General features: G+C 65.5%; 9 protein-coding genes and 1 pseudogene. 3 read left to right on the plus strand and 7 right to left on the minus strand.

Annotation, left to right across the window (positions count from 1 at the left end; all coding sequences use genetic code 11):
• Window positions 1-10: 10 nt before the first annotated feature.
• A pseudogene (locus RX327_RS10100) lies at window positions 11-783 on the minus strand (SDR family oxidoreductase).
• Window positions 784-918: 135 nt separating this feature from the next.
• Between RX327_RS10100 and RX327_RS10105 the strand changes: the two are divergent.
• From RX327_RS10105 to RX327_RS10115, 3 genes are all read left to right on the plus strand, one after another.
• Window positions 919-1,827 carry a LysR family transcriptional regulator gene (locus RX327_RS10105; RefSeq protein WP_050387448.1) on the plus strand — a complete coding sequence of 303 codons (909 nt, stop codon included), beginning with the start codon at window positions 919-921 and terminating at the stop codon, window positions 1,825-1,827.
• A 63-nt stretch (window positions 1,828-1,890) separates the two neighbouring features.
• On the plus strand, window positions 1,891-2,511 hold the full coding sequence (locus RX327_RS10110) for a hypothetical protein (protein ID WP_028333306.1): 621 nt from the start codon (window positions 1,891-1,893) through the stop codon (window positions 2,509-2,511).
• A 195-nt stretch (window positions 2,512-2,706) separates the two neighbouring features.
• Window positions 2,707-3,480 carry an SDR family NAD(P)-dependent oxidoreductase gene (locus tag RX327_RS10115; protein ID WP_050387447.1) on the plus strand — a complete coding sequence of 258 codons (774 nt, stop codon included), beginning with the start codon at window positions 2,707-2,709 and terminating at the stop codon, window positions 3,478-3,480.
• A 17-nt stretch (window positions 3,481-3,497) separates the two neighbouring features.
• Here RX327_RS10115 and RX327_RS10120 read toward each other — a convergent pair whose 3' ends face one another.
• The 6 genes from RX327_RS10120 to RX327_RS10145 all read right to left on the minus strand — a co-directional run bounded on the left by RX327_RS10120 (window position 3,498) and on the right by RX327_RS10145 (window position 11,790).
• Complete coding sequence (locus tag RX327_RS10120; RefSeq protein ID WP_028333304.1) at window positions 3,498-5,690, minus strand: TonB-dependent receptor; 2,193 nt, start codon at window positions 5,688-5,690, stop codon at window positions 3,498-3,500.
• 617 nt (window positions 5,691-6,307) lie between these two features.
• Window positions 6,308-6,982 (minus strand): RraA family protein, encoded by a 675-nt coding sequence (locus RX327_RS10125; RefSeq protein WP_028333303.1) that lies wholly within the window; start codon window positions 6,980-6,982, stop codon window positions 6,308-6,310.
• Between the two features lie 33 nt (window positions 6,983-7,015).
• A complete protein-coding gene (locus RX327_RS10130; RefSeq protein WP_050387446.1) occupies window positions 7,016-8,041 on the minus strand; it encodes an amidohydrolase family protein in 1,026 nt (341 codons plus the stop codon).
• Between the two features lie 21 nt (window positions 8,042-8,062).
• Complete coding sequence (locus tag RX327_RS10135; protein ID WP_050387445.1) at window positions 8,063-9,391, minus strand: MFS transporter; 1,329 nt, start codon at window positions 9,389-9,391, stop codon at window positions 8,063-8,065.
• Between the two features lie 29 nt (window positions 9,392-9,420).
• Window positions 9,421-10,752, minus strand: coding sequence for an MFS transporter (locus RX327_RS10140; protein ID WP_050387444.1), 1,332 nt, complete (start codon window positions 10,750-10,752; stop codon window positions 9,421-9,423).
• Between the two features lie 51 nt (window positions 10,753-10,803).
• Window positions 10,804-11,790: a hydroxyacid dehydrogenase gene (locus RX327_RS10145; protein ID WP_283089734.1), complete on the minus strand. Its 987-nt coding sequence runs from the start codon at window positions 11,788-11,790 to the stop codon at window positions 10,804-10,806.
• Window positions 11,791-11,906 lie beyond the last annotated feature (116 nt).

The following is an 11,906-nucleotide window of genomic DNA, read 5'->3' on the forward strand; positions in this document are numbered from 1 at the left end:
AGATCGCGCCTCACTTCGTGGTGTAGCCGCCGTTGACGAGGATGGTCTGGCCGGTCATCCACCAGCCGTCCGACACCAGCAGGCGGATCCAGGGCACGATGTCCTTGATGTCGGTGAGCCCGGTCCTGGAGAAGCCGGACAATGCTGCCGCCGATTTGTGATAGGCGACCGGGTCCGCGCCTTCGGCCGGATAGAAGAACGGCGTGTCCATCGGTCCGGGTCCGATCGCGGTGACCGAGATACCGCGCGCGCCGAACTCCTTCGATGCCGCGCGGGTGAAATGCTCGACCGGCGCCTTGGTGCCGGCATAGGCTGCATAGAACGGCGTGTAGGCGCCGAGCAGCGACGTCACCAGCGTGCAGATCTTGCCGTTGTCGTTGACGCGGCGGCCGGCCTCCTTGAGGAAGAAGAACGCGGACTTGGCGTTGACCGCGCTCATCGCGTCATATTCGGCCTCCGAGATCTCGACCATCGGTTTCTTCAACACCTTGCCGACGGTGTTGATCGCGATGTCGGGGCGGCCGATCGCAGCGACCGCGTCGGCGAACAGCTTCTCCATCGCGCCCGATGTCGTGAGGTTGGCCTGGAAGGCTACCGCCTTGCTACCTGCGGCCTGCAGCGCCGCCACCGTCGCGTCGGCATCGGCCTTAGTGGCCGCGCTATTGTAGTGGATCGCGATCGCCTTGGCGCCGTGGGCGGCAGATCGCGCGCGATCAGGCCGCCGAGATTCTTGGCGCCGCCGGCGATGATGACGGTCTTGCCTTTGATGCTGTGGTCGGTCATGGCGTTCGCCTCTCCAGGTCTCGCGGCAGCGCCCTGCGGCCGCTTTCTGGAGAGGACGATATCGTCTAGAATTTGCCGATAAAGCCATGCATCTTGATATCACTTGTCGGGAATGGCGAACAATCGGGGACGATTTTGGACCGCATCGACCTGTTCCGCATCTTCGCTCGCGTCGTCGAGTGCGCGAGTTTTACGCGGGCGGCCGATACGCTGGGCCTGCCGCGCTCGTCGGTCTCGTCAGCGGTCGCGGAACTGGAGCAGCGCGTTGGCGCGCGGCTGCTCCATCGCACGACGCGAAAGGTGTCGCCCACGCATGACGGCGCGGCCTTCTACGAACGAGCCTTGCGCGTCGTTGCCGATGTCGAGGAAGCCGAGACCCTGTTCCGCCACGCCGCCGCCGAACCGTCCGGCAGGCTCAGGGTCGACGTGCCCGGGCGGATCGGCCGCCTGATCATCGCACCGGCGTTGCCGGCTTTCCTTGATCGCTATCCGCAAATCGACATCGATCTCGGCGTCACCGATCGCGCCATCAACCTGATCGAGGATTCCGCCGATTGCGTCGTGCGCGTCGGCCCGCTCAGCGATTCCGGTCTGATCGCGCGGCCGCTCGGCGATCTGACGCTGATCAATGTCGCAAGCCCCGGATATCTCGCGCGCCACGGCGCGCCGCGAACGCCCGACGATCTCGGCGCGCATTGGGCAGTCAACTACGCCTCGCCCTCCACCGGCCGCATCGAGGAATGGGAGTGGTGCGAGCAGGGCGCAACCCGCACGGTCGCGATGCGCGGCCGCGTCACCGTCAACAGCGCCGAGGCCTATATCGCCTGCTGCCTCGCCGGCCTCGGCCTGATCCAGATTCCCGCCTACGACGTGAAGCGGCATATCGATGCCGGAGAGCTCATTGAGCTGATGACGCGGCACCGCGCCGCGCCGATGCCGATGACCTTGCTCTATCCGCACCGCCAGCATCTATCGCGGCGGCTGCAGGTGTTTGCCGACTGGCTGACGGATTTGCTGAAACAGAAGCTGCTCGCGGCGGGGTAGGGGTGCAGGCTGGCGTTCCCGCTCGGTGGGCCGTATAATCCCGGCGCTCGTGACGGTAACCTGATGACCACTTTGGTAAGTAAACTCGGCCTCGCAATAGCAGTGTTGGCGCTGTGCCTGAGCGGCCAGCAGGCCAGTGCTCAGGCCGGCCCGGTGCGCTACTGGACGCCGGGCTCGCTGTTCGGTTTCGGCGGCAGCCTTGCCGATGGCCAGAAGGCAGATACCTACGGAAACTTTCCGAGCTTTGACGCCGCCGGCGCGCAAGGCGGCGATTTCTCATATCTGAACGGCCGGCCCGACGGCTGGTTCGCCGGCAGCGAAGGTGGCCGCGTCGGCTGGAACGCGCTCGGCCAATCGGCGGCGTTCGGCTCGCTGGAATATCAGGGCGCGCAGTTCGGCTACAATTTCAGGGGTGTCGGTAATACGCCCGTGACGTTCTTCGCCGGCTTCGACACGCTGAAATACAATCCGCCCGGTGCCGGCGGACCGCTGGCGCCGTTCAGCGGCAATCCCGGTGTCAACGCGGGCTATTCCGCGCGCGCGGGCCTCGAGTTCCGGCCGACTTCGAATCTCAGCCTGTCTTTCGGCGCGAGCTTTACCCAGCAGGGGGCCGAGCGCATGGACAGCGACATTCATTCGCAGCTGCTGCCCGGCCAGTCTCCGGTCCTGTTCGGCGGGCGCTAAAGCGCGACGAGATCAGGTTGAAGCGCCATCGCGCTTTAGCTCCTTGTTTGAGCACGATCTTTTCGGAAAACCGCTGCGCACTTTTCCGGATCATGCTTTAGCGCGTCAGCGCAAGACGGCAGCGCTGCGGTCCTGATTCAACCAGAACGTCAAACCAAGAAGGCTCGAAGTCACGGGCACAGTCAGGATCGAAACATGGACATGCAGGGCAAGATCGCACTCGTCACCGCCGCGGCATCGGGCGCCGGCCGCGCCGGGGCACGCATCCTCGCGCGCGAGGGCGCGGCGGTCGCGGTGGTCGACCAGAACGAGGCCGGCGCGAAGGCGGTGGTCGACGAGATCAAAAAGGGCGGCGGGCGCGCGCTGGCGCTGGCCGGCGATCTGCGCGACGACGGCTTTGCGCGCGATATCGTCACTGCGACGGTGAAGGAATTCGGCGCGCTCGACTGCGTGTGGAATCATCTCGGCATTCCCGGTCCGTCCGTGATCGACGATCTCGAGGGCTGGGATCTCAGCGTCGATCTCAATCTGCGCTCGCAGCTGATCACCACCAACGCGGCGCTCGGCCAGATGACCGCGCGGCGCCAGGGCAGCATCCTGTTCACCGCATCGACCTCGGGCCTGGTCGGCTCGCCGTGGAGTCCGACCTATTCGGCGGCCAAGGCCGGCGTGATCGGGCTGGCGCGCGCGCTCGCCAAGCGCCACGCCAAGGACGGCGTCCGCGTCAACGCGATCTGCCCCGGTGCGATCGACACGCCGATGCTGCGGGTGTTCGTCAACCGGCCGGACCAGCTGGGCCACAACGAGGCCGATCCGGAGGAGCTGATCAAGGCCGCGGTCACCCGCAATCCGATGGGCCGCGCGGCGCGCCCCGAGGAGATTGCGGAGGTCGCGGTGTTCCTGCTGTCGGACAAGGCGTCGTTCGTCACCGGCATCGCGATGCCGGTCGACGGCGGGACGGTGGCGTAGCGTCTTCAGGAATTGCCCTAGAACTTCGCCCTGATGCCGGCATAGGCCGCGAGCGGCATGCCGGGGACGAAGGTGCGCGGATCGGTCAGCTGGGCCATCAGGTTGGGCGCAGCTCCGGCGCTGGCAAAGCCGCCGGTCTCGTAGAACGCGCCGCCGAGATAATAATGCTGGTTGAAGACGTTGTTGATCAGGCCGAACACCTCGATATTTGGTGTGATCCTGTAGGAGGTGTGCAGGTTCACGACCGCGTAGGCCGGGACCTTCTGGCTCTGGTTGGTGTCGTCGCCGACCAGCCATTGGCTGCCCACCACATTGATGTCGGCGCCGACCTTCCATGCGTCGGTGGCGAGGTACTCGACACCTGCCTTGAAGCGGTGCGCCGGAATGCCCGGGATATGGTCGCCCGGCTTGACGTTGATGAACCGGACGTCATCGTTGTTCGGGTCGGTCAGGGCGTTCGGGTTGTCGGGAGCCGGCAACGTATTTGCGCTTCGATAGGTCGCATCGATGAAGGTGTAGTTGGCATAGGCGTTCCAGCGATTGACGCGGTAGTCGAGCTTGGCTTCGATGCCCTGCCGCAGGGTCTGCCCCGCATTCTGGAAATAGCCGAAATTGCCTGTGCCGATGGGGCTCTGCACCCGGATGATGTCGTCGTCGGACAGAGTGTGGAACGCGCCGACGCCCCAGCTCAGCATGCCGGTCCTGGCGTCGTTGCCCCAGGTGCCGCGGAAGCCGGCCTCGACGGTGTGCGACACGACCTGCTTGAGCGGCGGATCGGACACCAGGAAGGAATCGATGACGCAGGGGCGGGCCGGATCGGAGCAGCCGAGCTCGAGCGGCGTCGGCGCGCGGTTGGCCTCTGAATAGCCGGCATAAAAGGTGAGGTTCGGCGTGATCTTGTAGGTGCCGCCGATCACCGGGTTGAGGCGCTGGAAGCGGTTGCTGCTGTTGAGCGCATCGTTAGTCCCGGTCTGGTCCTGCAGATCGATCTGGGCATAGTTGAATCGTCCACCGGCAGTGACCGAGAACCTGTTCGTCACGTCGAAGGTATCGGTGAGATAGACGCCGGTGTAGGTGTTGGTGGCGCGCAGGTCGACCGGGGCGAGACCGGCGTCGGGCTGGTTGATGAAGATGCCGGTGCCGGTCACGAACAGGTTGTTCGGATCGATCGTTCCGAGCTCGCTGGTCGCCGTGAATTTCGTGTTGCCGTGGTCGACGCTGACGCCCATCACGACGTGGTTATCGTGTCCGAACAGCTTGTCCGAGTTGGTCAGCTGGGCTGTGCCGCCGAAGCTGTTGGTCGCGGCCCGGTTGCGGTCGACTTCGCCAAGGAAGGCGTTGCCCAGCGTGTTCGGAACCGAGGGACCGCCCGCCGGACCGAAAATCGGCAGGTCGTCGCCGATGCACAAACTGTCTCCACCGTCGCAGGCATGCACGTCGGTGCCGTTGCCGTCGACATGGGTCTGCCGGAAGCCGCGGAAATAGGCATTGCCCTGGAAGGACCAGGTGTCGGAGAAATTGTGGTTCAGCGTCGCGTTGACGAAGGCGAGCTGAAGCAGCGTCGTCTGCGGCCAGGTGTAGACGCTCGACCAGCGCTGATTGAGCATTTGGACCGGCGTTGCCGCAACGTTGCCGAGCAGGTTGCTGGCGCCGGTGAAATTGACGTGAAATTCGGTGTCGTCGTTGCGTGCGCCAACATCCACATACATGCGGTTGATGTGCGATGAATTGGCGTAGTCGCGCCAGCCGCGATCATACGCGGATTCGAACGCAGCGTAGGCGGAGATGTTGTCCCTCTGGCCGCCGGCCTGCACGCTGCCCTGCACGCGCCCGTAAGAGCCGCCGAACAGTTCAGCCTCGGAGCCCTGATAGGTGAAGCCGTTCTTCATCTGGATGCTCAGCGCGCCGCCGATCGCGTTGAGGCCGAACACCGGATTGTTGGGAAACAATGCGACGCTGTCGATGGCCTTTTCCGGGATGAAATCCCAGTTGACCACGTCGCCCCAGGATTCGTTGATGCGCACGCCGTTCTGATAGACCGCGATGCCCTGCGGCGTGCCCTGGACCGGCGAGGCGGTAAAGCCGCGGTAGTCGAGATTGCGCTGGAACGGATTGCCGGTCTGGTCGCCGAGCGTGACGCCGGGCAGCTTGCGGTTCACAGCATCGAGGAAGTTGGTCGAGTAGTTGTGGCTGAAATCCTGCGTCGTCATCACCGCGGTGTTGGACGGGACCTTGTCGCGATCAATCAGGGTGGAGTCGCGGTCGGAGGGGCCGGGTGCAGCGGTGCCGACATCGGGTCCCGCTGCCGGAGCAACAGGTCCGGTTCGGGTTCGCGCGGTTCGCGTGGTCCGAACCACCGGCCGTGCCGCCGGCTTTGCGCTGCGGGTGCCGGCCAGCGGTGTGGGCGCAATCACGTTGACGGGCGGCAGTTCAGTGGGGACCGGATCGGCCGTCTGAGCGTGCAGGACAGTCGAGGGCAGTGCAGAGCCAATAACAGCCAGCACGGCCGCAGCGCCGCGCGTATAGACCGAAGAAGACAAAGACCGTGTTGCCGCACGCAACAACGCACCAGCCATGACGCCCACCCCCAAGCCACGGTCCGCTTGATCCCCGACGAACCTTGGCTCGGAGACTGCGGGAGCGGCGTGGCTTTGGCAAACAACATCAGTCCCGGAAGGCCGGGATTCTTTTCCAACTGTAATCGGGAAAAATTCCCGATTTTGATGGATGGGCAAGCGCACCCGATACGGGCGGGATGATTCCGGCCGACTTGGCGCAAATTGGTGCCCAAAAGGCAGGCATCGCCGCCTTTTGGGACCGTCGTCGTCTAGTCCTTGAACTCGCAGCCGAGGCGCTGCAGGGCCTCGTCAACCCAGCGGCGGTCGCTGGTGCCGGCGAGGATCTGCTGGATGGCCTTTTCCTCGGTGGCCTTCTTGGCCTCGGTGAGCTTGCAGATGGCTTCGGCGTCGTCATAGGGCACGCAGAGCACGCCGTCGTCGTCGGCCACGATGAGGTCGCCGGGCTCGACGATCATGCCGTCGATCGAGATGGCGCAGTTGATCTCGCCCGGGCCGTCCTTGTAGGGGCCGCGATGGGCGACGCCGGCGGCGAACACCGGGAACGATCCGGCGCGGATCGCGCCAGCATCGCGGATCGAGCCGTCGATCACGAAGCCCGCGACGCCCTTCTTCTCAGCCAGCGTCGACATGATCTCGCCGATGATGGCGTTGACCAGCACACCGCCGGCATCGACCACGATGACGTCGCCCGGCTGCGCCAGGTCGATCGCCTTGTGGACCATCAGATTGTCGCCGGGCCGGGTCTTGACCGTCAGCGCCGGGCCGCCGAGCCAGCCGCCCGCGTGCATCGGCCGCAGCCGGTTGGTGCCTGCGATGCGCGACATCGAATCGCTGATATTGGCGACCGGTAGGGTGCGGTAGCGCGCGACGAGATCGGGCGACACTTTCCGCTTCGCCTTGTGAATAGCAAATCCTATGGCCATCGGTTTTCTCCGGTGTGTTGGCGGCGCGGTCGCTCAATGCGCGCGGCGGTCGAGATGGGCGTTGAGGCGAGGATAGACGCGGCGGGCATTGCCTTCAAAGATCTTGGCCTTGTCCGCAGCACTCAGCGGCAGCGCGTCGATATAGCGGCGGGTGTCGTCGAAGTGATGACCCGTTTCAGGATCGATGCCGCGCACGGCGCCGACCATCTCCGACGCAAACAGGATGTTCTCGACCGGAATCACCCTGGTCAACAGCTCGATGCCGGGCAGATGATACACGCAGGTGTCGAAGAACACGTTCTTCAAGAGATGCTCCGACAGCGGCGGCAACTTCATGTCCTGCGCCAGGCCGCGGTAGCGGCCCCAGTGATAGGGCACCGCGCCGCCGCCATGCGGGATGATGAACCGCAGGGTCGGGAAGCGCTTGAACAGATCCGAGGTCAGGAACTGCATGAAGGCGGTGGTGTCGCCGTTGAGGTAATGCGCGCCGGTGCCATGGAAGCAGGGATTGCAGGACGAGGAGACATGAACCATCGCCGGCACGTCGAGCTCGACCATCTTCTCGTACAGCGGATACCACCATTCGTCGGTCAGCGGCGGATCGCACCAATAGCCGCCGGCCGGATCGGGATTGAGGTTGCAGCCGACGAAGCCGAGCTGGGTCACGCAGCGTTCCAGCTCCTCGATGCAGTTGGCAGGCTTGACCCCCGGGCTCTGCGGCAGCTGGCACACGGGGACGAAGTTCTGCGGGAACAGCGTGCAGACGCGGTGCACCAGGTCGTTGCAGATCGTGGTCCATTCGCGGCTGGTCGCTTCCTTGCCGACGTGGTGCGCCATGCCGGCGGCGCGCGGCGAGAAGATGGTGACGTCGGTGCCGCGCTCCTTCTGCAGGCGGAGCTGTGCGCCCTCGACGCTGGAGCGGATCTCCTCGTCGGTGATGCCGAGATTGGTGGTGAGCGGCCGTCGCGACTTGTCGGCGAGGCCGGCGAGCTGTTTGTCACGAAATATCTGCAGCTTGGCCGGCTCGGTGGTGTAATGGCCGTGACAATCGATGATCATGGTTGCTTCCTTGGTAGGTTGTCAGTGAGCGACGGATGACGGGATCGCGCCCATCAATTCCGTCTCGCGCGGCTTGACGCGCATGGTGGCGGCGATGGCGGAGGCGACGAACAGGAAGCCGGCGATGCCGACCAATGCCCAGGAGAAGCTTCCGGTGGAGTCCTTGATCAAGCCGATGCACCAGGGTCCGATCAGGCCGCCGAACTGCGCCAGCGTGTTGACCAGCGCGATCGAGGCGGCACCGGCCGCACCGGTCAGCAGCGAGGCGTTGATGCTCCAGAACAGCGGATTGCCGGCGTTGAGGCTGAAGCCGACGATGCACAGGAACACGAAGGCCAGCACCGGGCTCGCCACATAGGCGCTGCCGAGCATCGCAACCGCGGCCAGCAGATAGACCGCGGCAAGATGAAACTTGCGATCGCCGGTCTTGTCCGAGCTGCGGCTGACCGCGATGGTGCCGATGACGCCGAGCAGCGGCGGGATCGCCGAGAGGAAGCCGACCTGGATGTTGCTGAGATTGCCCATTCCCTTGATGATCTGCGGCAGCCACAGCAAGAGGCCGTAGATCCCGACCAGCGCGCAGCCGAACAGCGCCGCCAGCAGCCAGACCCGGATATCGAGCACGCATTCGATCAACCTGTGCTGCCCCTGTTGCTCGATCTCGGCCCGCTCGGCGGCGAGTTCGCCCTCCAGCCAGGCCGCTTGCTCCTTGGTGAGCCAACTCGCCTTGGCCGGGCGGTCGGTGAGATAATAGAGCGTGAACAGGCCGAGCAGAATGGTCGGCACGCCCTCGGCCAGGAACATCCATTGCCAGCCGTGGAGACCGGCAGCGCCATCGAACCAGGTCATGATGCTGGTCGAGATCGGCCCGCCCAAAACCGCCGAGAACGAGCCGGCGATGATGTATCCCGCCACCGCGCGGGCGCGATAGCGCGCCGGGAACCAGTAGGTGAGGTAAAGCACCACGCCGGGCATGAAGCCGGCTTCCGCGACGCCGAGGCCGAACCGCATCACATAGAGGCTGAGCGGATTCCGGACAAAGGCTGTCAGCGCGGCGACGAGGCCCCAGGTGATCAGGATCCGCGCCAGCCAGATCCGCGCCCCGAGCCAGTGCAGCATCAGGTTGCTCGGCACCTCGAGCACCATATAGCCGAGGAAGAAGATGCTGGCCGCGAAGCCGAAGATCGCTGGGCTGAGACCGAGGTCCTTGTTCATCGTCAGCCCGGCGTAGCCGAGATTGATGCGGTCGAGATAGTTGAAGAACATCATCACGAACAGGATCGGGATCAGCCGCCAATAGACGCGGCGGATGGTCTGCTGTTCGAGCTCAGTGACGGACGCGCCAGTCATTGCAATCCTCCCGTTCGTTGTGATGGCGTTCATTGGGTCGCGACGCCATTTCGGATGTTGTTTGGGTGTCCGGCCTCTCGTTCGTGCGGCAGGCGATCGGCTTCGTCCGGCGCGGCGCCAGCTGCCATTGTTCTGAGGTCGATGCCTTGCTGCTCGGGCAGCAGCAATGCCGCGCAGAAGGCGGCGGTGTAGCCGCAGATGGCGCAGATCGCCATTGCGTCGCCGAGATGCATCCGCGTCGAGAGAATGCCGACGGTCGCCGGCACGATCGAGCCGAGGCCCCGCCCTGCGCTCAGCGCGAATCCGGCGCCGTTGGCGCGGATGCTGGTCGGAAACAGCTCGGCAAAGGTCGGCATCAGGCCGGAGGCGAGGCCGGCCTGCAACGCGCCGAGGAAGAATCCGAGGATGACGGTGATGCCCTGGCCGATCGGCGCCTGGGTGTAGACCGCGACGTTCAGCGCCTGGCAGATCAGGAACAGCATGAAACCCTTGCGGCGGCCGATGCGGTCGGCGATCAGGCCGAAGGCGATCGGTCCGACGAACGATCCGAAGATGTTGACGGCGAGATAGCCGGCGGTGTGCGTGACCGGCAGATGCAGCCCGGTTTGCAGATAGGTCGGCAGCCAGGTGATCATCACATAGGCCGCGCCGAGCGTGCCTGTGGTGAAGAAGGTCGCGACCAGCGTCTTGAACAGATGCTCGCCGGTGAAGATGGTCCAGAAGCTGTGCGTCGGCGAGGCGGCGCGCTGCGCCCTCTCCTCGACGAAGATCGCGGATTCCGGCACGAAGCGGCGGACGAAGAAGACCAGCAGGGCGGGGAGGATTCCGATCGCGAAGAACACGCGCCAGGCCATGTCCTGCGACAGCCAGCCGAAGATGACGGGAAACAGCGCCACCGACAGCGCATTGCCGACGGCGTATCCGCTCTGGATCGCGGCGGCGACGCGGCCGCGCATGCCGGCCGAAACCACTTCGGCGACCAGCACGGCACCGACCGCGGCCTCGCCGCCATAGCCCATGCCCTGGATGGCGCGCGCGACCAGCAGATACCAGAAGCCGTCGGCAAAGGCGGCGGCAAAGGTGGAGACCGCGACCAGGAGTATGGTGAATTGCAGCACGCGCACACGGCCGAACCGGTCCGCGGCAATTCCGGCGATCCAGCCGCCGACAGCCGTGCCGACCAACGAGCTTGAGGCAAGGATGCCGGCGTCGGGTCGCGACAGGCTCAGCGTCGCGATCAGCGCAGGCGTGACCAGCGCGTAGATCGTGGTGTCCATCGAATCGAGCGCAAGGCCGCCAAAGGCGGCGAAGAAGGTCTTGCGTTCGACGGCGGACAGCTTGGACAGCCACCCCAGATTCATGTTCGTTTCCTCTTGATATCGCGGCCTCTTGGTGGGCCGTTTCTGCGAGATTTAAGGCGCGTCGAGTGCCGCCGGGTTCACCACATTGGCGCGATCGATGTCGCGTTGCGTGAGGACCGCGACGATGTTGCGCGCGGCCTCGACGCCGGTCCGCGTGATCGATGCGCCGGTTTGGGCTGCGATATGCGGCGTCAAGATCAGGTTCGGCGCCTGCAGGATCGGCCGGTCCTTCGCCGGAGGCTCCTCTGCCAGCGTGTCGAGGCCGGCACCGGCGAGATGGCCGCTTCGCAGCGCCGCGCAAAGCGCGTCCTCGTCGACCAGCGCGCCGCGCGCGGTGTTGATCAGGAGGGAGCCGGGCTTCATGGCGTTGAGCCGCCCCGCATCGATCATGCCGCGCGTCGCATCGGTCAGCGGCGCGTGCAGGCTGACGATGTCGGAGACCGCGAGCAGCTCGGCGAGGTCGGCGGCTTCGCGCGCCAGCGCCGGATCGACGCGGCCTTTGCTCCGGCCGAGCGCGACGACGCTCATGCCGAGCGCGCCCGCCGCGCGGGCGACGTGGCGGGCGATGCGACCGAAGCCGACCAGGCCGATCGTGCGGCCGCGGATTTCGCGGCCGCGATAGGTGGCGCGGTCCCAGGCGCCGGAATGGGTTCGTGCGTTCAGGCTAACGACGTCGCGCCCGAGCGCGAGGATCAGCGCGATGGTGTGCTCGGCGACCGCGGGCGCATTCGCGTCGCCCGCGACCATCACCAGCACGCGCCTGGCTGTTGCGGCGTCGATATCGACGCTGTCGACGCCGGCGCCGTGCTTTGCGATCACGCGCAGGTGCGGATTTCCGGCGATGGTGGCGGCGGAGAACACCGGATTGCCGCGCATCAGGATCGCCTGCGTCGGCGCCCGCGCCATCTCGTGCGCGAGACGTTCGGGCGTGACGGCATCGCGCATCAGCACGACATCTGCGCCGATCTCGCTGAGGACATTGACGGCGGCCGGCGCGAGGCTGTCGCCGGTGACGAGAACGCGAAACGGAACGGTCATCTTCTATCGTCCGCTGCGATATTGCATGGCTGACCCGCTGCGAGCGCCGCGCCGTCGTGCCTGAACCTGACGCATTTCGCGCGCTTCTCCCTTGGAGGACTGGTGATTTCGCGCGA

Source organism: Bradyrhizobium sp. BEA-2-5 (genome assembly GCF_032918025.1).
Taxonomy (GTDB): domain Bacteria; phylum Pseudomonadota; class Alphaproteobacteria; order Rhizobiales; family Xanthobacteraceae; genus Bradyrhizobium; species Bradyrhizobium pachyrhizi.